Annotated in this window: 19 protein-coding genes; 9 read left to right on the top strand and 10 right to left on the bottom strand. The window is 72.7% G+C overall.

The features are described 5' to 3' along the window. Positions 1-74 precede the first annotated feature (74 nt). The 3 genes from ACIGAN_RS05155 (at position 75) to ACIGAN_RS05145 (ending at position 2,420) form a co-directional block, all read left to right on the top strand. Positions 75-1,232: an FAD-dependent monooxygenase gene (locus tag ACIGAN_RS05155; RefSeq protein ID WP_399854956.1), complete on the top strand. Its 1,158-nt coding sequence runs from the start codon at positions 75-77 to the stop codon at positions 1,230-1,232. Between the two features lie 181 nt (positions 1,233-1,413). Beyond that, positions 1,414-1,758, top strand: a complete 345-nt coding sequence (locus ACIGAN_RS05150; RefSeq protein ID WP_365088300.1) for an ANTAR domain-containing protein — start codon at positions 1,414-1,416, stop codon at positions 1,756-1,758. Between the two features lie 170 nt (positions 1,759-1,928). After that, positions 1,929-2,420, top strand: a complete 492-nt coding sequence (locus ACIGAN_RS05145) for an ATP-binding protein (RefSeq protein ID WP_399854954.1) — start codon at positions 1,929-1,931, stop codon at positions 2,418-2,420. A 14-nt stretch (positions 2,421-2,434) separates the two neighbouring features. Here the strand turns inward: ACIGAN_RS05145 and ACIGAN_RS05140 are convergent, their stop codons facing one another. The 3 genes from ACIGAN_RS05140 to ACIGAN_RS05130 form a co-directional block, all read right to left on the bottom strand. Beyond that, positions 2,435-3,310, bottom strand: a complete 876-nt coding sequence (locus ACIGAN_RS05140) for an alpha/beta fold hydrolase (protein ID WP_399854952.1) — start codon at positions 3,308-3,310, stop codon at positions 2,435-2,437. A gap of 56 nt (positions 3,311-3,366) precedes the next feature. Then, a complete protein-coding gene (locus ACIGAN_RS05135; RefSeq protein WP_399854949.1) occupies positions 3,367-3,780 on the bottom strand; it encodes a thiol-disulfide oxidoreductase DCC family protein in 414 nt (137 codons plus the stop codon). 99 nt (positions 3,781-3,879) lie between these two features. Beyond that, positions 3,880-6,921 carry a family 16 glycoside hydrolase gene (locus ACIGAN_RS05130; protein WP_399854946.1) on the bottom strand — a complete coding sequence of 1,014 codons (3,042 nt, stop codon included), beginning with the start codon at positions 6,919-6,921 and terminating at the stop codon, positions 3,880-3,882. A 253-nt stretch (positions 6,922-7,174) separates the two neighbouring features. On the opposite strand from ACIGAN_RS05130, the gene ACIGAN_RS05125 reads away from it, so the two are divergent. Next, the gene (locus ACIGAN_RS05125; protein WP_399854943.1) at positions 7,175-7,387 is read left to right on the top strand and encodes a hypothetical protein; all 213 of its coding nucleotides are present in this window, start codon (positions 7,175-7,177) and stop codon (positions 7,385-7,387) included. A gap of 109 nt (positions 7,388-7,496) precedes the next feature. Continuing rightward, on the top strand, positions 7,497-8,030 hold the full coding sequence (locus ACIGAN_RS05120) for a GNAT family N-acetyltransferase (RefSeq protein WP_365740102.1): 534 nt from the start codon (positions 7,497-7,499) through the stop codon (positions 8,028-8,030). 19 nt (positions 8,031-8,049) lie between these two features. Here the strand turns inward: ACIGAN_RS05120 and ACIGAN_RS05115 are convergent, their stop codons facing one another. Together ACIGAN_RS05115 and ACIGAN_RS05110 are read right to left on the bottom strand one after the other, a co-directional pair. Next, complete coding sequence (locus ACIGAN_RS05115; protein ID WP_365088292.1) at positions 8,050-8,487, bottom strand: VOC family protein; 438 nt, start codon at positions 8,485-8,487, stop codon at positions 8,050-8,052. A gap of 166 nt (positions 8,488-8,653) precedes the next feature. Further along, complete coding sequence (locus ACIGAN_RS05110) at positions 8,654-11,662, bottom strand: glycosyl hydrolase (protein ID WP_399854940.1); 3,009 nt, start codon at positions 11,660-11,662, stop codon at positions 8,654-8,656. A gap of 216 nt (positions 11,663-11,878) precedes the next feature. Here ACIGAN_RS05110 and ACIGAN_RS05105 point away from each other — a divergent pair, with 216 nt between their 5' ends. After that, positions 11,879-12,412 carry a 2'-5' RNA ligase family protein gene (locus ACIGAN_RS05105; RefSeq protein ID WP_365088290.1) on the top strand — a complete coding sequence of 178 codons (534 nt, stop codon included), beginning with the start codon at positions 11,879-11,881 and terminating at the stop codon, positions 12,410-12,412. Between the two features lie 201 nt (positions 12,413-12,613). Then, on the top strand, positions 12,614-13,804 hold the full coding sequence (locus ACIGAN_RS05100) for a PP2C family protein-serine/threonine phosphatase (protein WP_399854937.1): 1,191 nt from the start codon (positions 12,614-12,616) through the stop codon (positions 13,802-13,804). A gap of 131 nt (positions 13,805-13,935) precedes the next feature. Here the strand turns inward: ACIGAN_RS05100 and ACIGAN_RS05095 are convergent, their stop codons facing one another. Continuing rightward, a complete protein-coding gene (locus ACIGAN_RS05095) occupies positions 13,936-14,691 on the bottom strand; it encodes a TetR/AcrR family transcriptional regulator (protein WP_399854934.1) in 756 nt (251 codons plus the stop codon). A 251-nt stretch (positions 14,692-14,942) separates the two neighbouring features. On the opposite strand from ACIGAN_RS05095, the gene ACIGAN_RS05090 reads away from it, so the two are divergent. Beyond that, on the top strand, positions 14,943-17,195 hold the full coding sequence (locus ACIGAN_RS05090) for an MMPL family transporter (RefSeq protein WP_399854931.1): 2,253 nt from the start codon (positions 14,943-14,945) through the stop codon (positions 17,193-17,195). Between the two features lie 184 nt (positions 17,196-17,379). After that, a complete protein-coding gene (locus ACIGAN_RS05085) occupies positions 17,380-18,603 on the top strand; it encodes an exo-alpha-sialidase (protein ID WP_399854929.1) in 1,224 nt (407 codons plus the stop codon). 97 nt (positions 18,604-18,700) lie between these two features. On the opposite strand, the gene ACIGAN_RS05080 is transcribed toward ACIGAN_RS05085, so the two are convergent. From ACIGAN_RS05080 to ACIGAN_RS05065, 4 genes are all read right to left on the bottom strand, one after another. After that, positions 18,701-20,524, bottom strand: a complete 1,824-nt coding sequence (locus ACIGAN_RS05080) for a glycoside hydrolase family 2 protein (RefSeq protein WP_399854927.1) — start codon at positions 20,522-20,524, stop codon at positions 18,701-18,703. A 67-nt stretch (positions 20,525-20,591) separates the two neighbouring features. After that, entirely contained in the window at positions 20,592-21,491 is a 900-nt protein-coding gene (locus ACIGAN_RS05075; RefSeq protein WP_365740110.1) for a carbohydrate ABC transporter permease, read from the bottom strand. A 2-nt stretch (positions 21,492-21,493) separates the two neighbouring features. After that, positions 21,494-22,459: a carbohydrate ABC transporter permease gene (locus tag ACIGAN_RS05070; RefSeq protein WP_399854925.1), complete on the bottom strand. Its 966-nt coding sequence runs from the start codon at positions 22,457-22,459 to the stop codon at positions 21,494-21,496. Between the two features lie 21 nt (positions 22,460-22,480). After that, positions 22,481-23,842 (bottom strand): extracellular solute-binding protein, encoded by a 1,362-nt coding sequence (locus tag ACIGAN_RS05065; RefSeq protein ID WP_399854923.1) that lies wholly within the window; start codon positions 23,840-23,842, stop codon positions 22,481-22,483. Positions 23,843-23,894: the final 52 nt, after the last annotated feature.

Below are 23,894 nucleotides of genomic sequence, written 5' to 3'. Positions count from 1 at the left end.
ACCTGTAGAGGCACCGACTACTCTTCTACACCTGTAGAAGCAGGCGACGGCGGGGCGGACGGGAGAGGACCGGTATGGGTGGCAGTGCGGTCGTGGTGGGCGGCGGAATCGGCGGAACGGCGGCGGCCATCGGCCTGCGCCGGATCGGCTGGCGGGTGACCGTCCTCGAACGCGCCCCCGTCCTCGCCGACGCGGGCGCCGGCATCTCCCTGCACGCCAACGGCATGCGCGCCCTGGACGCCCTCGGCGTCGGCGCGGCGGTGCGGGCGGCCGCCCGGCCCCAGTACACCGGCGGCACCCGTGTCCCCGGCGGCGGCTGGCTGGCCCGGATGGACGGGACTGCCCTCGAACGGCAGTTGGGGACACCGATCCTCGGGATCCCCCGGGCCGCACTGCACCGGGTGCTGCGCGCGGCGCTGCCCGCCGCGTCCTTGCGGGTCGGGGCCGAGGTGACCTCCGTCGACCGCTCCGACCCCACCCGGCCACGCATATCCCTCGCCGACGGCGACCTGGAAGCGGACCTGGTGGTGGCCGCCGACGGAGTGGGCAGCCGGCTGCGCGCCCGGTTGTTCCCGTGCCACCCCGGCCCGGTCCACAGCGGCTCGACCGTACTGCGGGCCATCACCGAGCGTCCGGTGCGGTTGGACACCGACTTCGAACTGACCTGGGGGAGGGGCGCGGAGTTCGGCCACATCGCGTTCGCCGACGGCCGGGCCGAGTGGCACGCGGTCCTCACCGCACCGCCCGGCGCCCGGCCCGCCGACGCCCTCGCCGCGCTGCGCCGCCGCTTCGGCCACTGGCACGATCCGATCCCGGCGCTGCTGGAGGCGACCCGGCCCGGCGCCGTCCTGCACCACGACATCCACGAACTGGCCACGGTGCTGCCCGCCTTCACCAGCGGCCGGATCGCCCTGCTCGGCGACGCGGCCCACGCCATGACCCCGCATCTCGGCCAAGGCGCCTGCCAGGCACTGGAGGACGCGGTCGTCCTGGCCGCCGCGCTCACCACCGAACCCACCGTCGAGTCGGCCCTGGCCCGCTACGACACGCAGCGCCGTCCCCGCGTCCGGTCCGTCGCCCGTGACGCCCGGCGGGCCGGCCGGCTGGGCCAGCGACTCACCCATCCCCTGGCCGTGGCAGCGCGGAACACCGCCCTGCGACTGGCCCCCTCCCAGGTGACCCTGCGCACGATCCTGCGCCACGCGGCCTGGACACCACCGTCCCTCGGCTGACGCCACCCGGCAGCCTCCGCCCGGCCCGCGGCGACGGCCCGCCAGGTCACGACGGACCCGCCCGCCGTGTGATCGCCACGACCGGCCGGTCGTCGCGTGGCCGTCTCCCGCGGTGTCTCGCGGCGCGCGCAGTGGGCAGGCGTACGAGGAGCAGACGTAACCTCACGATGGAGAGCCGGTGATGACGACTTCCCGTGCCCAGCGGTCCCAGCCCGAGGCCAGGGAGGATGCCGCGCCGACCCGCCTGGAGCGGGAGAACGCCCAGTTGCGGCAGGCGGTCGATTCCCACGCCACGGTCGATCAGGCCATCGGTGTCCTGGTCGCGGTCCACCGGCTGGCGCCGACCGCGGGGTTCGAAGTGCTGCGCGAGGTGTCCCAGCACGCGAACGTCAAACTGCACGCCGTGGCCGAGACGGTGATCGACTGGGCGCTGGGCGACCCGCTGCCGCCACCGGTGGGCCGGCAACTGGACGCGGCCGTGCAGCGGCACCTGCGTCCGCCGGACGACACGGGTGAGCCCGGGTGACCGGCCGGACGCCCCCGACGGCGACCCGGTCCACCGCCGGGCGGAGCGCGCCCGCAGCTCACCCGGAGCCCGCACCGCGACGAACACGCGTTCACCCCGCGGTGGAGACCGCGAGGAGCTTGTGAGGCATAGTGCGGGGGTACGCGCAGGCGGTGAACGGGGGTACGGAAGTGGAACCGGCTGAAGCAGTCCCCGGGGGCGAGGGCCACGTGCAGCCGGGCACCGCCCCTCTCATCCAGGACACGGTCGCCCTCGACGGCGACGGACACGTCATAGCCGAAGCACGCCACCGGGCGGCCGGCTTCCTCACCCGGGTCCAGGCCGAACACGGCATTCCGGTGTCCGCGCGCGCCATGGACCTGACCCGGTTGGTGGTCAGCGAACTGGTCACCAACGCCCGCAAGTACGCTCCCGGTCCCGTACTGATGGACCTGCGCGTCTCCGGCGACGCGGTGCAGGTGAGCGTGTGGGACAGCGACCCGGTCCTGCCGGTGGCCCGGGCCGCCGACGCGGGCCGGGTCGGGCAGCACGGCCTGGAGATCGTCATGGCCGTCGCGCAGGGCTTCGAGGTCCGGCGGGAGCCGGTCGGCAAACGCGTCAGCGTCCGCATCGCCCTGCTGGACGACCCCGGTGGTGACATCGCCGGACGCAATCCGGTGTAGCGCCGGCGGGCGGCCTACTCCCGGCCCGTGTCCGGCCGAAGGAAGTCCGCGAGGGCCAAGGCCAGTGCTTCGGGCGCCTCCTCGGCGACATGGTGGCCGGAGTCGATGCCGTGACCGCGGACATCACGGGCCCAGTCGCGCCAGATCGCCCGGGGGTCCCCGTACAGGTCCTCCAGGTCGTCTCGCAGCGACCACAGGACGAGCGTCGGGCAGTCGATCCGCGCCCCGGCGGCGCGGTCGGCCTCCTCGTGCCGCCGGTCGACGGTGAGACCGGCGCGGTAGTCCTCGAGCATCGCCCGTACGACGTCGGGGTCGCGGATGGCTCGTCGCCACTCCTCGTGGTTCTCCCGGCCCATCGACTCGGGGTCGCCGCTGTACCAGGCGTCGGGATCGGCGGTGATGACGCGCTCGGGGATGTCCGGCTGGGCGAAGAAGAACCAGTGCCACCACTGGGTGGCGAAGTCCACCGTGATCCGCGACAGGTGCTCGGTGAGCGGCACGCAGTCCGCGAAGGCCACCCGGGAGACGCTCTCGGGATGGTCGAGGGCGAGGCGCAGCGCCACATAGCCCCCGCGGTCGTGTCCGAGGAGCGCGAAGCGACGATGGCCCAGGTGGCGCATCACGGCCACCACGTCCCCGGCGACGGCGCGTTTGGAATAGCCGGTGTGATCGGCGGTGAAGCGCGGTCCCCTGGAGCGCCCGTACCCTCTCAGGTCCGGGCACACGACCGTGTGACCGGCTGCCACGAGCAGCGGAGCGACCCGGTGCCACGTCGCGGAGGTACGGGGATGGCCGTGCAGCAGCACCACCGGCGGGCCCTCCCCGCCGTAGCGGACGAAGACGGACGCCGGACCGACATCGATCTGCGCCGTCTCGAACCCCTCGAACACCCCGGCCTCCCCAGGCTCGACCGGCGTACCGCGCGTACCGTCGGCGCGGCGCCGCCCTACCGTCTGCCCGGCCTCGCGGCGACCATGTCCCCGGGGCCGGGCCCGGGTACGGCGCACGCCGCCGTCCCTCCGGGCAGCCGGCCGCGGTTGACGGCCACGAGACGGTAGACGCCGTGGGCGGCCCGGCGTACGAGCGGCAGGGTGAGGATCGCCCCCGGGACGGCCCACACCCCGCCCGCGCTCAGCAGGATCTTCGCCACGGCCTGCGCACCGCCGTACACCCGGCCGGTCGGGGTCACCCACAGGGCCTCGTGCCGGGCCCGCTCCTCGGTGACGCGGAGCGACGCGAGATCCGCGCGCTGCCACGGCACGATCTCGCACCGGGGCCGCACCACACGTCGGACGACACCCACGGACGTGGTGCAGAAGCCGCAGTCCCCGTCGAAGATCAGCACTGGTCGCCTCCGCATCCCTCCATCCTGCCGCACTCGTGCCCGGAGGGCCGGTGGCCACGGCCACCGGCCCTCCGGGCGTCCACCGGGGCGGAGGCCGCTCCCGGTGACGGAGTCCTACAGGGGTCGCACCTCGACAGCGCGGAAGCGGACCTTGTTGCCGTGATCCTGCAGCCGTATCGCTCCCGCCGCCGGCGTCTCGGACCGGCCCGAGGCGGTCGGACCGTCGAGAGCGACGTCGTCGTGGACCGTCCGGCCGTTCCACACGACCGTCACCCGGGCGTCGGCGGTCTTGTTGCCCCGGTCGTCGAAGCGGGCGGCACGGAAGACGATGTCGTAGGTCTGCCAGGTCTCCGGCCGCTTCGCCATGTTGGCGTCCGGCGCCTTCTTCAGATAGATCGCCCCGGCCTCGTTGGTGTCCAGGGTGGTGTCACCGTAGGAGTCGAGGATCTGCAGTTCGTAGCGGTCCTGGAGGAAGATGCCGCTGTTCCCGCGGTCCTGGCCGGTGACGTCCGGCGGCAGCAGGGGCACGCGGTACTCGACGTGCAGGGCGAAGTCCTGGTAGGCGTCCTTGGTGCGGATGTCACCGCAGCACACCTCCATCGACTTCTCGTCCGTCAACGGCCAGGCCACCTTGCGCCCGTCCGTGTGCTGCCACTGCGCCTGCGCGGCGGCGGTGCCGTCGAAGAGCGTCACCTCGGCGCCGTGCGGACGCACGGTGATCAGGTCGAGGTTGACGTGCCCGGTGTCGCCGGCGTCGAACCGGTAGGAGATCTCGTTGCGGCCGGCGCGCAGGGCCAGTTGCTCGGTCCGGGTGGACCACGTGTCCCAGTCCCCGGTGGAGGGCAGCGGGGTCTGCCGGATCTTCTTCCCGTTGGCGTACACGGACAGGGACTTGGTGCCGGCGAACGGGTTCGGGCCGTTGGAGTAGCGGAGGTTCACGTCGTACGTGCCGCTCCTCGGGACGGTCACGTCGAACGTCGTGGCGACCTTGCCCTCGGTGGCGTACCGGTCGACGAAACCGCTGCCGGAGTAACCGGGGTGGTCGGTGTTGATCCCGGCCGTACCGGTCAGCCGTGCCTCCTCCGCCTCGTACAGGGTGGCGGCCGGCGGCTGCTTCCCGGGCAGCTCGTTGAGCGTGTACCAGGCCTCGGTGCTCCACAGTGCCTCCCCGGAGGCCGAGGTGAAGGGGCGCGGGGAGCGCACGTGCACCACGTGACCGGGCTTCAGGCCGTCCGTCCGCAGCCGGACGGTGCGGCCGTCGCCGGAGAGTGTCGCCGAACGCACGGCGAGCCTCTCCTCGCCGATCTTCGGGCCGCCGTAGTCCCTGGTCGGGGTGTAGCGCCACTGCTCGATCCGGTAGCGCGCGGCGAGTTCCGCGGCGGTCTGCTCCGACACCGGCTGGGTGTACGTCAGGTCGAAGCCGCCCGGGACGGCACGCATCGTCTTGATGTCGAACGTGTTGCCGCCGTTGGGTGTCAGCTTCTGCAGACCGAACCGGAGTTTGCCCTCCTGGCCCCAGTTGCCGTCGGCGCCCAGTCCGCCGGCGTAGACGGCGCCGTCGGGGCCGAGGGTGATGCGGTTGACCCCGGCCTCCAGGCCCTGGGTGTAGCGGAACACCGCGCCCTGGTACTGGCCCTTCACCTTCTCCAGGTAGGCGCGCTGGAGCCCGCCGTAGGTCACGTCGCCGATGAGCATCTGGCCCGCGAACCGCCCCTTCTTCAAGTACAGCGGTGTCGAGGGGGAGTTGGCGATCTCGTTCTGCGGCAGCCAGAGCACCGGCGCGGTGACGGGGGAGGACTCGAAGGGGCCGGCGGGCTCGGTGTAGTGGTTGAAGAAGCGGTCCTGCTTGATCTGGACCAGCTTCGACGAGGGGAGCCAGCCGCCCTGGTTGTCGGTGGTGAACAGGCCGCCGTCCGGGCCCCAGCCGATCCCGTTGGGCGTCCGCAGCCCGCCCGCGACCGGGCTGATCCGGCCGGTCTTCTTGCTGATCTTGTAGGTGGTGCCGCGGCCCGGAGCGGGTTGCGGAGTGGTGGTCGCGCCGCCGTAGTCGATGGCGACGGACAGGTTCACGTAGAAGTACCCGTCGCGGTAGAGCAGACCGAAGGCGAACTCGTGGAAGTTGCCGCCGTAGGGCCAGGTGGCGACCGTGCGGTAGGTGTCGGTGACGTCGTCGCCGTCGTCGTCCACCAGCCGGGTCAGCTCGTGCTTCTGCGAGACGTACAGGGAGCCGTCGACGTACTTGATCCCCATGGGCTCGCGCAGCCCTTCGGCGACCTTCTTGACGGTGACCTTGTCGCGACTGGTTTCGCCGGTGACGTTGTCGAGCAGGTACACCTCCCCGGCAACGTTGTCACTGCCGCCCCAGGTGCTGATGGCCAGGCGTCCGTCGGGCAGCCAGTCCATGCCGCTGACCTGCGGCTCGAAACCCTCGGGGCGCAGGTCCGTCAGGTCGAGGTCGGGACGTACGGAGGTGAGGGGCAGCCCGTCGCCGGGGGAGTCGCCGCTCGCCTCGCACTCCTTGCGGCCCGGCGCCGTCACCCGGACCACGCCGGCGTCGGTGCTCAGCGCCTCGCGGGGCACGACGGTGAACTCGCTCTCGCCCGGCGGCTTCCAGGACAGCTGCACCTGCTGCCCGCCGTCGCGTTCGAAGTGGTCGACGCGCAAGGGGTGGGACCCGGCGGTGAGATGCACGGTGCCGTCCTTCGGCTCGGCGCCGTGCAGACCGTCGTGGTCGATCACCGTGGAACCGTCCAGCGACAGCCGGGAGCCGTCGTCGCTGGTGAGGCGGAACACGTACGAACCGTCGCGGGGGGCGATCAGATAGCCGGTCGCCTCGGAGACGAAGCGGTCCTCCAGCCCGCCGAAGTCGGCGGCCGAGGACCAGTCCACGGTGGGCATGAGCCTGTCGTGGTTGGGGGTCTGCCCCGGCTTGAGGGTGCACAGCTTGCTGAGCGGGGTCTGGACGTCGTACACGCGCAGGGTGACGCCGGGTTCCTGCGGCGGTATGTCGGCGGCTGCCGCCGGGGCGGGGCTCGCGGGCGCCGGGGCGGGATCGGCTGCCGCCGCCGGCGTGGCCAGGGCACCGCCGGCCAGGACGGTGGACGTGAGCACGGCGACGAGGTGTCTTCGGGCTCGGGGGAAGGGTCGTTGGCGCATTGGTCCTCCTGTGCTGGGGACCGGACCGTGCCGGATCGTTCCGGTCGTTCACGGGGGTGGAGCGCGGGGTTGCGCCGCAAAGGTAAGAGACTTTCGCTTGTCATGTCCATACTTTGTCATCAGTGTGTTCAAAGTCGGTGGCACGTGGCGCGGGTTCGGGGCGTGCCGGAGTGTTCACGACCGCCCGAATGGTGGAACTGATCATGGGTGGGCCCTTCCGGAAACGGGCCCGGGGGAGAGGCGGTGACGAAAGGTGAGTGAACAGGGCGGCCGCGACTGGGTGCGCATGACTCCCGACGACTTCGACCGTGAGGCGCCGCCACCCCCGGAGGTGGACGGACGGATCCCGGCCGAGCTGGACGAGTGCGGTACGGCTCCGCTCTTCGGCGACGACCCGGCTCCGGCAGGCACGTGCCGCTCGTCCCCGCACCCCGCCCGACGAGGCTCGCAGGGGCGGCTGTTCTGATCCTGCCCGGGCCGGGGCGGGCGGTGCCCGGCGGTTCCGGGGCGGAGGCGACCGCCGGGACGCGGCGCCCCGGTTCGCGCCGGTGACGCCGTGTCGGCAGGATGGGGGCATGACCGAGATCCGCACGCCCCGCCTCCTGCTGCGCCGATGGTTCGACGACGACCTCGTCGCCCTGGCCGAGATCCACGCCGACCCGGCGGTGATGCGGTACGTCGGGGACGGAAAGCCGCGCTCCCTCGAACAGACCGCCCAGGACATCGAGGCATGGGAGGAGGAGTGGGACGAGGAGGGCTTCGGGACGTTCGCGGTCGAACTGCTGGGCTCCGGTGAGCTGGCCGGCGCCGTCGGCCTGACCGTGGCCGCCGCCCCCGACGCGATCGCCGGCCAGGTGGCGATCGGGTGGCGTCTGGGACGGGTGTTCTGGGGGCAGGGGTACGCGTCCGAAGCCGCGCACGCCACCCTGGAGTTCGCGCTGCAGGACCGAGGGCTGGACCGGGTTGTCGCGGTCTGCCGCGCGGACGACCGGGCCTCGGCGAACGTACTCGGGAAACTCGGCATGCACCCGGAGGGCGTCGCGCAGGACCCGCTCGACGGCCACGACCTGCGGCTGTACGGCATCGACCTGACGCAGTACCAGGACTAGGGCCTGTCGTCCGGACCCGTCAGTCCTTCCTCAGTTCCTGCGCGAGCATGACGAGGATGCCGCTGGGGCCGCGCAGATACGTGAGCTTGTAGAGGTCCTGGTAGGTCGCCACTCCGCGCAGCGGACGGCATCCGTGCCTCGCGGCCGTTTCGAGGGCCGCGTCGAGGTCGTCGACCGCGAAGGCGACGCGGTGCATGCCGATCTCGTTGGGCAGCGTGGGCTCCGTCTCGATCGCCTCGGGGTGGATGTACTCGAAGAGCTCCAGGCGCCCCTGCCCGTCCGGCGTCTGGAGCATCGCGATCCTGGCGTGGTTGCCGTCCAGGCCGACGGCGGTGTCGGTCCACTCCCCGCTGACCGTGTCACGGCCGACGACCGTCAGACCGAGGTCGGTGAAGAAGGAGATCGTCGCTTCGAGGTCGCGCACCGCGATGCCGACGTTCTCGAGTCTGATGGCCATGCGCCGCATGCTAGCGAGCCGGCGCCCGGCCGGGCGCCGGCCCGAGGGGCATGTCCGGCGACGGGATGCGGCCGTCACGCCGGCCACACCCCGTCGCGCACGACGACTCGCCCCCGCAGCGCCCCTTCACCCCGCCGGGCACGCCCCACACGTCGCTCCGGTGACGTCAGCCCACCCTCCGCTGGACGTACGGCACCAGGCGCACCGGCCCGGTCAGGCCGTGCGCCTGGCGGGCCGCGGTGCCGAAGACGGACGGCTGGACGACGCGCAGGCGGTTGATCAGCGGGGTCGCCACCTCCACCTCGATGACGTTGTCACCGGGGCGCAGGTGCCCGCCGAGGTCGACGACCGGGTGCAGCCGGTCGGCGGGGGCCAGGCGGGTGCCGTTGACGGTGACCCGGAAGGTGTCGCTGACTGTGCCGAGTTCGAGGTAGGCGCCGTGGGACGCGGTCCACTCGGCGGGCAGCGACACCGTGGTGCGGTAGCGGCCGACGCCGGCGGAGTCGGCCAGTTCCGGTATCTGCGACCACGGCAGCAGGGCGTCCAGCGTCACGGTCTGCCGGACGACGGTGGTGCTGGTCGCGTCGGCGCCGGGGCGGAAGTCCTCGACGTCGAGCCGCCAGCGGGACGGGGTGACGGGCGGGGGAACGGCGGCCACGGTGGTCGTCGCCGTGCTGCCGTCGGAGAGCCGCGTGGTGTACGTCCCCGCGCTGGAGACGCGCACGGCCGTGCCCCGGCCGGTGAACACCACCCGGTCGGCGTCGCTGTCCACGGCGTGCGGGCGGTTGCCGTCGCGGTCACCGAAGAGTCCGGGCCGGCCGAGCGCGACGACGGTGGCCTGGCCGGGCTGGAGGGCGACGCGCACGGTGATGCCGTCGCCGGTCTCGGTGTACCGGGCGATGCGGGTGACCTCGCCCGTCCACGGGTCGAGCCGGTAGGGGACGGTGGCACCGCGCCGGGTGCGGCGCAGGGTGACCTCGTGGTCGACGGCGGTCACGGGCGGCTTGACGGTCTCGGCGTGCTTGCCGTTGCAGAGGTAGTAGAAGTCCGTGTCGCCGCTGACCCGGTGGAAGTTCAGCAGCGTGGAGGCGGTGGCGTAGCGGGCGTCGGGGCGGACGCCGAGGGACGCGAGGGCGTCGCCGACGGCCGCCTTGTCGGTGACGCGTCGGACGCTCGGCAGGGCCAGCAGGCTCGCCATGACCGTGCGCAGCCGCTCGGTCTCGCCCGGCTCCGGCACGCCCGGGGTGAGCGCCTGGTCGAAGGCGCCGAGCAGGACGACGGGCAGTCCCTCCCGGGCCAGCCGCAGCAGCTTCCGCGCGTCGTCGAGGGCGAGGGTGGGGGTGGAGCCGTAGAAGAAGTCGCCCTCGACGAACAGGGCCTTGTACGCGGGCCCGTCGGGTGCGAGCCGTCCCTCGGAGACGCGGGCGGAGGGCAGGTCGAGGAGGGGTCCGCTGAGGAACTGGTGGGTCCAGCCGAGCGGCACTCCGGTCGCGGTGAACCAGGAGGCGCCGATGCCGGTCGCGGTGTAGCCGGTCTGCCGGAAGACGGCCACGTCGGCACGCGGGGTACCGGTCTGCAGGACCTGGTGGACGCGGCCGAGGTAGCCGGCGATGTCCGCCATGTGCCGCCAGGTGGGCTGCCTCGGCCCCCAGGACTCCCCGTAGCCGGAAGCGCCGTTGTACGGGCTGAACGCGGCGAAGCCGGGCCAGGCCACACCGGGGGCTGTGGCGTAGGAGAAGCCGTGCACCACCGTCTGGTTGACACCGGCCGCGTAGGCGCCGCCCATGGTGCGCAGGAAACGGTCCCAGGTGGTGCTGTAGGCGGAGCCGTTGTAGGCGCCCGACTCGCAGGACAGGACCGTGTGCCCGGCCATGTCGCGGCCGCCGGCCAGGCAGCGGTAGTCGTCGAGGTTCTTGAAGCCGAGCGACTCGCCCTCGGGGATGTCGAGGAGCGCGGCGGAGGCGATGGAGTCGGTCTGCAGCCCGTAGGGCTGGGAGCGCAGCCGCATGCCCAGCGCGTGCGCCCAGTCGCGCAGGGCGGTGACGTGGTGGGTGTGGAACAGGTGGGAGACGGTGGCCCAGAAGTCGTGGCGGATCTGCCGGGTGAGCTGGGCGTCGAAGGCGAAGACCTGGTTGCTGTCGTCCAGGACGAGGACGGGCAGGTACGGCAGCAGGGGGCGGCCGGTGCGCTCCTCGAAGGTCGCCGGCAGGGCGGACGTCCACACCAGGGCCTCGGTCTCCAGCTCGATGGAGTCCTCGAAGAAGGCGCCTCCGGCGGCCCTGAGCAGGCGGCGCACGGTGCCCGTCAGGACGGTGCGCTCCCAGAATGCCGTGACGGCCTTGGTGCCGGCGGGGCTGAAGTGGTCGACGACGTAAGCGGCGGGGGAGGAGTGCGGGCCGGACTCCGGCTGCTGTGCGCTGCCGCGCTGCCAGTAGGACAGGAGCACCCAGTCGCCGTCCTCGGGCGCGGTCCAGGTCAGGGTGCCGTCGCGAACGTCGGAGGTGAGGTCCCGGACGCCGGCGGGGTCGAGGCCGGTCTCCTTGCGGGTGGCGTTGGCCGGTTCGACACGGGCGGCCTGGACGGCGAGCAGGGTGCGCCGGGTGACGCCGGGGGCGGCCGCGTGCACGGGCTCGGGGACCGGGCCCCGGTAGGTGGTGCCGGCCGCCACGGAGACGCGGCCGTAGGCGAGTTCCTGGGCGGCGGCCTCGTCGTCGGGGGTGACGCCCGGGACGGCGACGGGCCAGCTGGGGCCGAGCGTGAGGTCGACGGTCAGACCGCGGCGGGCGGCCTGGCGCAGGGCCGCCTCGACGCCGTCGCGCCAGGGGGCGCTGCCCCAGCCGTGGTGCGCGGTGTCCAGGACGGACTTGTCCTTGACGCTGTGGTGGACGGCGGCGATCTCGGCGCCGCCGAAACCGGCGTCGGCGATCTGGTCGATCTCGCGGGCGATCTCCGCCGGATCGACCAGGCCGTCCGGCCACCACCAGCGGAACTTGGGGCGCACCGCGCGCGGCGGCGTCGCGAACCAGTCGCCGGACAGGTTCCGGGGACCGGTCGGCGCGGTGGCGGAGGCCGCCGGGCCCGCCGCGGTGAGGGCGGCGGCGGTGCCGGCGGCCAGGGAGGCGGCCAGGACCGCGCGCCGGGTCATCCCGTCGGGCCGGGGTATGGGCTTGTGCATGTCGTGCCCCAGATTCTGGTTCGCGGAATTGAATCGTTTCAATCTGCTGTAAACGCCGGAACGTTAAGCCGGAGATCGCGGGAGGGTCAAGGGTGGTGCGCCACTTACCGGAATGAGCCGACCGGAAACCGCGACGGACACCTGCCCGGCCCACGCGGGCCGGCGGCCCGGCCCCGCGAGCAGCGCGCGGGCGTGACGCGTCGGTAGGCTGCGGCGGTGCGCACGGTCGAGCTGTTGGTGGACGAGGTGGCGGAGCGGGCTGTGCGGGAGGCCTGGCGGCGGCTCGCGGACGCGGGGCTGCCCAGTCAGGCGCGCCACCGCTCACCGACCAACGCCCCGCACCTCACCCTCGCCGTCTGCCCGGAGCTGACCGCCCCGATCCGCTGGGAGCTCGCGGAGGTGGCCGCCGCCCTGCCGCTGCCGGTGCGGTGCACCGGCCTGGTCCGTTTCGAGCGCCCCACCTCCGTCCTGGCCTGGGCGCTGGATCCCGACTCGGCGCTGGCCGGGCTGCACCGCCGGGTGTGGGAGGCGGTGGCCTCGGACAGCCCGCCGGAGACCCTCAACCCCTTCCACGAACCCGGGCGTTGGGCCCCGCACATCACCCTGGGCCGGACCCGGCGGGCCGGTGCCTTCGCCGACCGGCGGATCCCCGGCCTGCTGCCGGCGCCACCGCCGTCGGTCCGGCTCACCACCCTGCGCAGCTACGACACCCGGACCGGCGCGCTGGAGGTGCTGGACCCGCGCCCCTGAGCCGCCCGCTGCCGGTGCGGGCGAACCGCGTTTCCTGGGCAGGCCGTTCAGCGCCGGGCCGGCGGCCGGGCAGCGCACGGCGCGAGGGGCGCTCCCCGCGCGGTGAGCCGGCTCGTACCCGTCTGACCAGGCAACACGGGCAGATGAGGTGATGTCCCGGAAACTCGGGGAAAAAGGTGCGGCAGCCGACGGGAGGTTGTCGTGGAACGTGGAGATCTGGAACTGGGCCATGTGCTCGCCGCCGCGGAGGCGGCGCCGCCCGGCGAGTCCGTGAACGTCGTCGCACGGGACCTGCAGAAGCGGTTCGGCGCGACACGCGTGTCCTTCCTGTTCGCGGATCTCATCGGCCAGCGACTGGTACGCCTCGCCGCGGCCGGCGGCGACCCGGCCGACCACCCGGGGCCGATCGATCTGCGGGGCAGCGTCTACGACAGCGTGCTGCAGAGTCAGCGCCAGCACGCGGAACCGGACGGCCAGGGCGGACTGCGCGTCATCACGCCGGTCACCAACCGCGGCGACTGCATCGGCGTTCTGGAGGCGACCCTGCAGTCCGCCGACGACACCGTGCTCCGGCAGGTCCGCGACGCGGCACACGCGCTGGCGTACATCATCGTCACGGACCGCCGCTTCACGGACCTGTACCACCTGGGGCGGCGCACCACCGAGACCAGCCTGGCCGCGGAGATCCAGCACCAGTTGCTTCCCTCGGCCTCCTGCTGCGAGGCACCCCAGTTCACCCTCGCCGCCGGTCTGGTCCCGGCCGACGACATCGGGGGCGACACCTACGACTACACCCTCGACCACGACACCCTGCACCTGTCCGTCACCGATGCCATGGGCCACGACACGAACTCCGCTCTGCTGGCGACGTTGCTGGTCAGCGCGTTGCGCCGGGCGCGCCGCAGCGGCTGCGACGCCCTGAAGCAGGCCCACCACGCCCACCAGGCCCTGCTCAGCCACAGCCGGGGCCTGGCCACCGGGCAGCTGCTGTGCGTCGATCTGCGCACGGGGCTGTGCGAGTTGGTCAACGCGGGCCATCCGTGGCCCCTGCGGCTGCGCGACGGCGTCGTGGAGGAGGTCAGGCTCGCGGTCAACCTGCCGTTCGGCGTGGCGGCACCCACCTCCTACCGCGTGCAGGAACTGCCCCTGCTCCCGGGCGACCGCCTGATCCTGCTCACCGACGGGATGCAGGACCGCGGTGCCGCGGCGGTCGACCTGGCCTCGGTCGTGCACGACACCCGGGCGCTGCATCCGCGCGAGGCCGTCCGGGGCCTGACCTCGGCGGTGCTCGCCGCCTGCCACGGCAACCTGCGCGACGACGCCACGGCCGTGATCCTCGACTGGCACGGCAGCCGAGGCCGTCCGGCGGAGAGGGGACCGGACGCGGAGTGACGAGGAGGATGCCCAAGCCGCCGACAGGGACGACGCGTTCGCCGGGCAGGACCGGCCCGCCGGGGGCGAGGAAGCCGGGTCGAGCCCCCGTGGTCGCGGTCACGACGCGGGACGGGCGGCTTCCCTCCCGGTCAGGGCGCGGCCGGGGCCGCCCCGGTGCACGAGGGGATGCGGCGGTGGACGTCCGCCCAGAGGTCCCGCATCGCCATGCGGTAGATCTCGGCCTGGTGCTCGCCGATGAAGGACGTGTGGCCGAAGGCCTCCAGGACGACCATGCCGTGCATATGGCCCCAGGCGCTCATGAGGAGCGCCGCAGCGGGGGCCGGCAGGGTCTGCCGGCCGTGCGGGAACTGCGTGGCGAGGTGCGCCTGGAGCGCCGGTGACAGCGTGCGGGTGTCGGCGGCGGCCAGTTGTGCGGTGGTGAACCCGTCGAACAGCTCGCGCTGGAAGGCCTCGCCCATCCGCCGCATGGCCCGCGTGGTCGGCCCCTCGGCGGGCGCCGCGTAGTGCCGCAGGGGCGCTCCGTACAGCAGCTGGAATCGCTCGGGATGGGTGACGGCCCATCGGCGATAGCCGTCGGTGGCGGCCAGGAACCGCAGCTCGGCCGGTTCGCCCGCCGCGTCCCCGACGGCTGCCGTCACGGCATCGGCCAGCTCCTCGTAGGCCTTGGCGACGAGCACCGTGACGAGGGCGTCCCGGTTCGGAAAGTAGTGGTAGAGGGCCTGCACGGTCATGCCGAGGCCGCGGGCGACCGCTCTCAGCGACAGGGCGTGCAGTCCGTTCTCGGCGAGGTGGCCCTCGGCGGCGTCCACGATCTCCTGGGTGGCGACGGCACGCCGGCGCTGGCGCAGGGACGGCGGGACCGTCGCGTACTGGTGTGCGGACATGCGCCGATCCTAGGGCGAGCGATCCGGGCCGGGCACCCGTCGACCGCGTCTCGTTCGAAAAATCTGACAGTGTCAGATAAATCTTCCGCTACTCAAACAGCCGCCGTCTCCGTAGCGTCGTGCCCGGCGGCGAAGAGTCCGGGCCCGCGCCCCGCCTGACCCGGCGAAGGGGCTCCGCCGCGCCTCGGCACCGGCCTCCTTCCGGCCGGAACGTCCTTGCCTTTTCCGCAGCCCTCGAAGGAGATCACCTCGTGTTCGAACGTATGGCCGAATTGGCGATCCGCCGGTCCCGGCTGGTCCTGATCGTCGCCGGTCTCGCCGTGGCCCTCATGGCCGTGGTGGGCGCCGGCGCCTTCGACAAGCTGAAAGGGGGCGGCTTCGACGACCCCGCCTCCCCGTCCACCCGAGCCGCGCGGATCATCGACGAGAAGTTCGGCGGAGAGACCAACCTCGTCCTGCTGGTCCGCTCACCCGGTGGCCGCGTCGACACCCCGGCCGCCCGGAGCAGCGGCCGAGACCTGGTCACCGACCTCAAGCGGGACGAGCGACTCGGCAACGTCGTGTCGTACTGGGAGACCAACAGCCCCGACCTGCGCTCCGAGGACGGCCGTCAGGCCATGGTGCTCGCCCATGTGAAGGGCGACACCACCCAGCAGCGGGAGAACGCCCGCGGCATCCTCGACACCTACACCGGCACCTACCGGGGCGACCTCACCGTGCAGGCCGGGGGAGGGGCCGCCGTGGGCGCCGACCTGTCCAACCAGGTGGTCGACGACCTGATCCTGGCCGAAGCGATCGCCATACCCCTGACCCTCGTCCTGCTCCTGATCGTCTTCGGCAGCGTGGTCGCGGCCCTCCTGCCGCTGATCATCGCGATCATCGCCATCATGGGCTCCTTCGCCCAGCTCTTCCTGCTCGGCAGCGTCACCGACGTCGCCGACACCGCCACCAACCTCACCACCGCCCTGGGCCTCGGACTGGGCATCGACTACGCCCTGTTGATGGTCAGCCGCTTCCGCGAGCAGCTCGCCGCCGGGGCGAGCGTCGACGACGCCGTACGGCGCACGGTGCACACCGCCGGCCGCACCGTCGCCTTCTCCGCCGCGACCGTGGCGGCAGCCCTGGCGGCGCTGCTGGTCTTCCCGCAGTACTTCCTGCGCTCCTTCGGCTTCGCCGGAGTCGGGGTCGTCGCCATCGCCGCCCTGAGCACCCTGTTCGTGATGCCGGCCCTGCTGAAGGTCCTCGGACACCGGGTCAACAGCGGCCGACTGCCGTGGGCGAAGGCGAGGAGCGCGGCGAAGCCGGCGAACGCCCAGGCCCGCACCCCCCTGTGGGGACGGCTGGCGCGCACCGTCATGCGGCGGCCCGCCCTCACGGCGCTGCCGGTCCTCGCCGTGCTGCTGTTCGCGGCGAGCCCGCTGCTGAACATCAGCTTCGGCACACCCGACGAGCGCGTGCTGCCGAAGGACGCCCAGAGCCGCCAGGTCTCGCAGGTGCTGCGCGAGGAGTTCGGCGGCAGCGCGGACTCCGCCCTGCACATCGTCATCGACCAGCCCGTGGACCGGGCGTCCCTCGTGTCGTACGCCGACCGGCTGTCCGCGCTCCGGGGCGTCGAGCGGGTCGAGACCAGCGCGGGGACCCGCAGCGCCGGGCAGCCCGTGACGACCGGCCGGGCCGACGCCGCCCTCGGCCGCCCCGACGCACAGCGGATCACCCTGGTGAGCGGCCTGACGCCCAAGTCGGACGCGGCCCAGGACCTCGTCGGGCAGGTGCGCTCGCTCGCCCCGCCCGAGGGGACGCGTCCCCTGGTCGGCGGCACGGACGCGGTACTCGTCGACGCCAAGCAGTCCATCGCCGACCGGCTGCCCCTGGCCGTGGCCCTGGTCGTCCTCACCACCTTCCTGCTGCTCTTCCTGTTCACCGGCAGCGTCGTGCAGCCGGTGCGCGCACTGCTGCTGAACCTGATCAGCCTGGTGGCCACCCTCGGCGTGATGACGTGGATCTTCCAGGACGGCAACCTCTCCTCGCTGCTCGGCTTCACCGCCCAGCCGATGGAGGTGTCGATGACCGTGCTGATGTTCTGCATCGCCTTCGGCCTGTCCATGGACTACGAGGTCTTCGTCACCAGCCGCATCAAGGAACTCCACGACCGGGGAGCGGACAACGAGACCGCCGTGGTCGACGGCCTCGGCCACACCGGACGCATCGTCAGCGCCGCCGCCCTCCTCCTCGCGGTGAGCTTCTTCGCCTTCGGCACCGCCCAGCTCAGCTTCATGCAGATGTTCGGCCTCGGCAGCGGACTGGCCGTCCTCCTCGACGCCCTCGCCGTGCGCGGTGTCCTCGTCCCCGCTGCGATGCGCCTGCTCGGCCGCTCGGCCTGGTACGCCCCCGGCTTCCTGCGCAGGCTCCACACGCGCTACGGCCTGAGCGAGAGCGGCCCGGAGCCGGCGCCCGGGACGGCCGCGGCGGTCCCGGTGGACGCGGAGCGCGCGACCCGGGTGTGACCGCGGCACCGGGGCGGGGACCGGCGCGGTGGCTGAGGCTCCGCGCACGTCCCCGCCCGGCGGCGGGAATCAGGGCCTCCATCCGACCGGGAGGGCGGGGGGAACGGCTTGCGTCCGACCCGTTTACATCGATGTACATCCGGCTCTAGCCTGACGCGCGTCTCCCCACCCCGGAAGGAACACCATGGTGATCCTGCGACTTCGGCATGCCCTGCGACGGCACCGACTCCTCGCGCTCGCGCTGGCCGGCATCCTGAGCATCTCCGCGGCCGCCCCGGCCGCCACCTCCCCCACGACGAACGCCACGACGCCCTCCGCGCCCACCCCCACGGCGACCGGAACGCCCCTGCGCGACGGAACGGGGCTGTATCCGCGGGCCGTCCGGCTCGCGCACAACGGCACCGCCAACGGCCGGATCCTCGCCGGCGTCGTCACCTTCGACGGCGACAACGGCATCGGGGCCATCCACGAGAGCACGGACTCCGGGGCGACCTTCCGCGAGGTCGGCAGGATCGCCGACCCCGAGTCCGCGACGGGCCAGGGCCTCTGCTGCGCCACCCTGTTCGAACTGCCCCGCCCGGTGGGAGGGTTGCGGGCCGGCACCCTGCTGTGGGCCTCCTCCGCCGGACAGGACGAGCCGGACCGCCGTATGGCGCTGCGGATCTGGCGGAGCGACGACGTGGGCCGCACCTGGTCCTACCTGTCGTCCTGCGCCGTCGCGAGCGGCACGGGCGGGCTGTGGGAACCGGAGTTCTCCGTGGCCGCCGACGGCGCCCTGGTCTGCCACTACTCCGACGAGACCGACCCCGCGCACAGCCAGAAGCTCGTCGCGGCGCGCAGCTACGACGGAGTGCGCTGGCAGGACCACCACGACACCGTGGCCGGCACCTGGGCACCCGACCGGCCCGGCATGCCGGTGGTGCGGCGCCTGCCGAACGGCACCTACTTCATGAGCTACGAGATCTGCAACCCCGGCGGCCAGTACCAGTGCGTCGTGCACTACCGCACCTCCGCCGACGGCTGGAACTGGGGCGACCCGGCCGACCTCGGCATCCGCCCCGAGACGGCGGACGGCAGGTACTTCCGCGCCGCGCCGACCGTCGCGTGGGCGCCCACCCCGGGCGGGGGCGACGGGCGCCTCCTGCTGATCGGGCAGCGCCTGCTCAACCGGGACGGCACGGTCGCCGCCGGGAGCGGACGGACGATCCTCACCAACACGCGCAACGGCAGCGGACCCTGGTCGGCGATCACCTCACCGGTGGCCGTGCCGAACCCCGAAGTGAACTACTGCCAGAACTACAGCTCACCGCTGCTGCCGTCGGCGGACGGCAGGCGGCTGCTGCAGCTGGCCACCGACTTCGAGGGGTCGGTGTGCCGTGCGTACTACGCCACGGCCTCCCTGCCCTAGCCGGTGACCGTGCCGCGCGGGGGCCCCCGTCCCGATCCTCGGCCGGGTCGCCGTCGAGGTGGGGCAAGGGCTCCCGCGCCGGGCCGGGCCCCGGCGGTCAGTCCTGTGCCGCCTCCTCGATCGCCGCCGGGCGCAGCTGCGCGGCGCGGACGCGGCCGATGTCCAGCTTGGCACTGCGGTCGAAGCGGTAGACGCCGTTGCGTTCCTGGAAGACGTCGGTCAGCTGGGTGTAGCAGTAGCCGAACATGTCCCGGTCGCCGAGGAGCACACCGGTGAGGCCGGCGAAGCGGGCGTGGAACTCCTCCTCGTCACGGACGCGTTCGCCGTAGCCCCAGGACTCGGTGCGGTCGTCGCCGGACTGGGCGGCGGCCGCCTCGGGGTCCCACCAGATGCCGCCGAACTCGCTGACGAAGTAGGGCTGTCCGCGGTACGGCACCGACCAGGGGGCGCCGCTCTCATGGGCGTTGACGAACGGGGCGTCCTTCGCCAGGCCCGACATCAGCTCGCGGAACGCCTCGGGGTCCTGTTCGTAGTGGTGGGAGTCGTAGACGTCGGTCTCGGCGACGCGATGGGAGTAGCCGGAGGCGTCGATCACCGGGCGGGTGGTGTCCAGCGCCTTCGTGGCCAGGAACATCGCCCGGGTCACGGCGTCGAGCTGGGTGAGGCGGTCGTGCAGCTTCTGGTAGGTCTCGTTGAGGGGGCACCAGCCGATGATCGAGGGGTGGGAGTAGTCGCGCTCGACGGCTTCCAGCCACTGGGCCACGTAACTGGCGTCGGGCTGCTGGTTGTCGCCCGAGGAGCCGCCCACCTCGCAGCCCCAGTCGCCGAACTCGCCCCACACGAGGTAGCCGAGACGGTCGGCGTGGTGGAGGAAGCGCTCCTCGAACACCTTCTGGTGCAGCCTGGCCCCGTTGAATCCGGCTTCCAGGGCCAGTTCGATGTCCCGGACCAGGGCCTCGTCGGTCGGGGCGGTCATCAGCCCGTCCGGGTACCAGCCCTGGTCCAGGACCAGACGCTGGAAGACCGGCCGGCCGTTGAGCAGGACGGCCTTTCCGCTCACGGCGACGGCACGCAGGCCCGCGTAGCTCTCCAATGCGTCGACGACCCGGCCGTCCGCGTCGAGGAGTTCCAGCCGCAGGTCGTACAGGTACGGGTCCTGCGGGCTCCACTCCCGGCGCCGCCCGTCGGGGACCGGCAGGTACAGGCGCGGGGCCAGGTCCAGGTCGGCGCGTGCCTCGGCGCGGCTCACCTCGCCGGCGCCGTCGCCGAGAACCCCGCGCACCCGGTGGCCGGGACGGTTGCCGGACAGCGGCAGTTCGACGTGGAAGGCCGAACCGGCCAGGTCGGGGGTGATGCGCGGGCGCCGCAGGTGCGTCTCGGGGACGGGCTCCAGCCATACGGTCTGCCAGATGCCGGTCACCCGCGTGTAATTGCAGTCGTGGTTGGCGTACTGGATCGCCTGCTTGCCGCGTGCCTGCGGGCCGGACTTCGGGTCGCGGGCCCGGACAGTGAGGACGACCTGCTCGCCGCTGCCCGCGATGTCGCCGAGGTCGGCGGTGAAGGGGGTGAAGCCGCCGCGGTGCCGGGCGACCTCCTTGCCGTCGGCCCACACGGTGGTGTCGTGGTCGACGGCGCCGAAGTGCAGCAGCACCCGCCGTCCGGCCCATGCGGGGGGCAGGGTGACGGCGCGCCGGTACCAGACGGCGTTCAGGAAGTCGGTGTCGCCGATGCCCGACAGCTCGGACTCGGGCGGGAACGGCACGAGGATCTCGTCACGCAACTCGCGTTCCAGCAGACCGCGTTCGAGCCCGCTGTCCCCGCGGTCGGTCTCGAACTGCCAGACGCCGTTGAGGTTGAGCCAGTCGCGCCGCACGAACTGCGGTCGCGGATACTCCGGGCGCGGTACGGAGTGAGTGGGCACACATGCTCCTGTCATCGAGGGCCGGCGCGATGTCGCCGGCTGGGTGCGAAAAGCCGGGGGAGGGAGGTCAGGAGCCGCCGAGGCCGGTGGTGGCGACCGAGTCGACGATGCGGCGCTGGAAGAAGAGAAACACCACGATCAGCGGCAGCGCCGCCAGCAGCGCGGAGGCCATCGACTGGGCGTACTGGATGCCGAAGGCGTCCTTGACGGTGGCCAGGCCGACGGGGAGGGTCATCAGGTCCGGGTCGTTGGTGACGATGAACGGCCACAGGAAGTTGTTCCACGCCCCGATGAAGACGAAGATCGCCACGGCGGCGACGATCGGCCGGGACAGCGGCAGCACGATCGACAGGAAGACCCGCAGCTCGGAGGCGCCGTCCATCCGCGCCGCGTCCTGAAGCTCCCGGGGGACGGCGTCGAAGAAGCGCTTGAGGATGAAGACCATCATGGGGGCGACGACCTGCGGCAGGACGACCGCCGCGTAGGTGTCCACCAGGCCGAACAGCAGCATCTGCTCGAACAGCGGCACGATGAGCAGTTGCGGTGGGACGAGGATCGCGGCGAGGGTCGCCGCCAGCAGGACCCGGCGACCGCGGAACGTGCCGCGCGAGAAGCCGTAGGCCGCCAGCGTCGAGACCACGACCGTGATCAGTGTGACGAGCCCGGCGATCAGGAAGCTGTTGAAGGCCCAGACGGTGACGTTCCCGCGTTCCAGGATCTGCCGGTACGCCTCCGTCGTGAACGCGCCCTTGACCGGGGACAGTCCGGGTGAGGCCGCGTCCTGCTCGCTCTGCAGCGAGGTCGCGACCGCCCAGACGAACGGCAGCAGCCACACGGCGGTCAGGACGGCCAGTGCGCCGCCGGCCAGGACGCGCGGCAGCCGGCCGGCCCCGAGGAGGAGGGAGGGGGCGCCGGCTGCCCGGGGGACACGGCGCCGCGGACGAAGGGGGGTTGCGGTGGCGGACACGGTCAGTCCTCCTGGCGGAAGAGGCGCAGTTGCACGAGCGAGACGACGATCACGAGGGCGAAGAAGAGGTAGGAGACGGCGGAGGCGTAGCCGAGCCGGTAGCCGGTGAACCCGACGTCGTAGACGTACTCCAGGACCGGGCGCGTCGAACCGTTGGGGCCGCCCTTGGTGAGGATGTAGATCTGGTCGAACACCTTGAGCGAGGCGAGGATCTGGAGCATCGCCACCAGCGCGGTGGTGCGGCGCAGCTGCGGCAGGGTGATGGACCACAGGCGCCGCCAGGCCCCGGCGCCGTCCAGCGCGGCGGCCTCGTGGTAGGTGGAGGGCAGGCACTGGAGCGCGGCGAGGTAGAGCAGGAAGTTGAAACCGACCGTCCACCAGACGGTGAGGGCGGCGATCGACCACATGGCGACGGACTCGTCGGAGAGCCAGCCGACCGGTCCCATGCCGAGGGTGTCGAGGAACTGGTTCGCCAGTCCCAGCTCCGGCTGGTAGAGCCAGGTCCAGATCAGCGTCACCACGGTCACGGGCAGCAGATAGGGGGCGAAGAAGGCCAGTCGCCACACCCACTGCCCGGCGATCCCGGTGTGCACCAGCAGGGCCATCGCCAGGGCGAGCAGCACCAGCGGGACACTGGACAGGGCGGTGAAGACCATCGTGTTGCCGAGGCTGCTCCAGACGTCCGGATCGCCGAACGCCTCGGCGTAGTTGTCGAAGCCGACGAAGGCCGTGTCGCGCAGCGCCAGCGAACTGTCGGTGAAACTCAGCCAGAAGCCGTGCACGACGGGCCACACCAGGAACACGACGAAGACGAGCAGGAACGGCAGGACGAAGACGAGGCCCGGGCCGTGGGACGGCCGGCCGCCTGCGCGGCCGCTGCGGCCGAGGCTCAGGCGGCGGAGGCCGCCGGGGCGGTCGGCGGCCGGGCCGGTCGCGGCATCGGCCCCGGGGGGTGCGGTGGTGGTCACGTGGGTCACTTCCTCTGCTCGTCAGGCGACCGGGTTGGGCTGCCGGAGCAGCGCGTCCGCCTCGCGGACCATCTGGCGCACCGCCTTCTCGGCGGACGTGTTGCCGAGCAGCGCCGACTGGAGCGGCTGGCACATCCGGTTCTGGAAGTTCGAACCGGCCCCGGCGAACCAGTTCGGCGGGTCGAGGACCGAGACCTCGGCCGCCTTCGCGTACGAGGACTGCGGGTCGAGTGCGGCGTACTCGGGTTCGGCGAGCACGGGCTGGTAGGCGGGGATGTGGCCGGCGCTCGCCCAGGTCAGGCTCTGCTTGACCATCTCCGCGACGTACCGGTGGGCCTGGCGGCGCCGGGCCGGGTCGGGGTTCTGCTGGTGCGGCAGGACGAAAGCGTGGCTGTCCGTGTAGACGGCCGGTTCGCCGAATACCTGCGGGAACGGCGCGGCGCCGAGGGGGATGCCGGACTTCTTCAGCGTCGGCAGTTCCCACTCGCCGAGCATCACCATGCCGCCGCGGCCACCGAGGAATCCGGCCAGGGCGCCGTTGTAGTCCAGGTTGTTGGGGTTGGTGCGGCCGTCGAACAGCTGCTGCATGAAGGTGACCACGCGGACGGCGGCGTCGACGTCGATCCGCGGCGGGCCGCCGTCTGGCAGGGTGAAGGCGGCGCCGGTCTGGGCGTAGAGGGCGGCGAACTGCCGCCAGCTCTGGGCCGTGTCGGTGACGTGGCCGAACAGGATGCCTTTCTGCCCGGTCGCCCCGGCGAGCGCCCTGCCGGCGTCGAGCAGCGCGTCCGGGGAGCCCATCGGGGCCAGCTCGCCCGAGGAATCGAGGAGGCCGGCCTTGTCCGCGGCCTCCTTGTCGTAGAAGACGATGAAGGGGTGCACGTCGAGCGGGATGGCGTAGACGGTCCCGTCGTGCTGCGTCCGCGACCAGACGGCCGGGGCGAAGTCCCGCTGCCCGACGCCGAATTCGGCGAGCAGATCCAGGTCGAAGGGGTCGAGGAGGCCGCCGGGCGCGTAACCGGCCAGCCGCGAGAGGTGCATGATCGCCACGTCCGAGGCCCGGCCGCCGGCGGCCGACATGGCCAGCTTGGTGTAGTACGACGGCCCCCAGTCCAGGATCGTGCGCTGCACCTCGAACCCGCGCGGGCCCGTGGAGACGGCCTCGATCATGTCGTTCATGAGCATGCCGTCGCCGCCTTGGAACAGGTCCCAGACGCTCAGTGCCGAGGCGTCCGCCGCGGCCGGTGACGCACAGCCGGACAGCGGACCGGCCGCGAGCAGCGCGCCGGCCGCGGCCGTGCCGTGACGCAGGAGCCGGCGGCGGGTGAGAGCGGCGCCCGCACCGGGGGCGGGCGCCGGGGGTGAGGCAGAGGAGCGGGTGAACATCGCGGACCTTCCGACGGCCGGACACGCATGCCGGACCGGCGGGAGGCGCCCG

This window comes from Streptomyces sp. NPDC085931 (genome assembly GCF_044540565.1).
Lineage (GTDB): Bacteria > Actinomycetota > Actinomycetes > Streptomycetales > Streptomycetaceae > Streptomyces.
Note: the sequence above shows the minus strand (reverse complement) of the source record. Positions and strands in the feature narration are given on the sequence as shown.

Excerpts from the sequence above, each read along its gene's own strand:
- ACIGAN_RS05155 (WP_399854956.1), top strand. The coding sequence starts at position 75 with ATGGGTGGCAGTGCGGTCGTGGTGGGCGGCGGAATCGGCGGAACGGCG.
- ACIGAN_RS05150 (WP_365088300.1), top strand. The coding sequence starts at position 1,414 with ATGACGACTTCCCGTGCCCAGCGGTCCCAGCCCGAGGCCAGGGAGGAT.
- ACIGAN_RS05135 (WP_399854949.1), bottom strand. The coding sequence starts at position 3,780 with ATGCGGAGGCGACCAGTGCTGATCTTCGACGGGGACTGCGGCTTCTGC.
- ACIGAN_RS05130 (WP_399854946.1), bottom strand. The coding sequence starts at position 6,921 with ATGCGCCAACGACCCTTCCCCCGAGCCCGAAGACACCTCGTCGCCGTG.
- ACIGAN_RS05120 (WP_365740102.1), top strand. The coding sequence starts at position 7,497 with ATGACCGAGATCCGCACGCCCCGCCTCCTGCTGCGCCGATGGTTCGAC.
- ACIGAN_RS05115 (WP_365088292.1), bottom strand. The coding sequence starts at position 8,487 with ATGGCCATCAGACTCGAGAACGTCGGCATCGCGGTGCGCGACCTCGAA.
- ACIGAN_RS05110 (WP_399854940.1), bottom strand. The coding sequence starts at position 11,662 with ATGCACAAGCCCATACCCCGGCCCGACGGGATGACCCGGCGCGCGGTC.
- ACIGAN_RS05095 (WP_399854934.1), bottom strand. The coding sequence starts at position 14,691 with ATGTCCGCACACCAGTACGCGACGGTCCCGCCGTCCCTGCGCCAGCGC.
- ACIGAN_RS05085 (WP_399854929.1), top strand. The coding sequence starts at position 17,380 with ATGGTGATCCTGCGACTTCGGCATGCCCTGCGACGGCACCGACTCCTC.
- ACIGAN_RS05065 (WP_399854923.1), bottom strand. The coding sequence starts at position 23,842 with ATGTTCACCCGCTCCTCTGCCTCACCCCCGGCGCCCGCCCCCGGTGCG.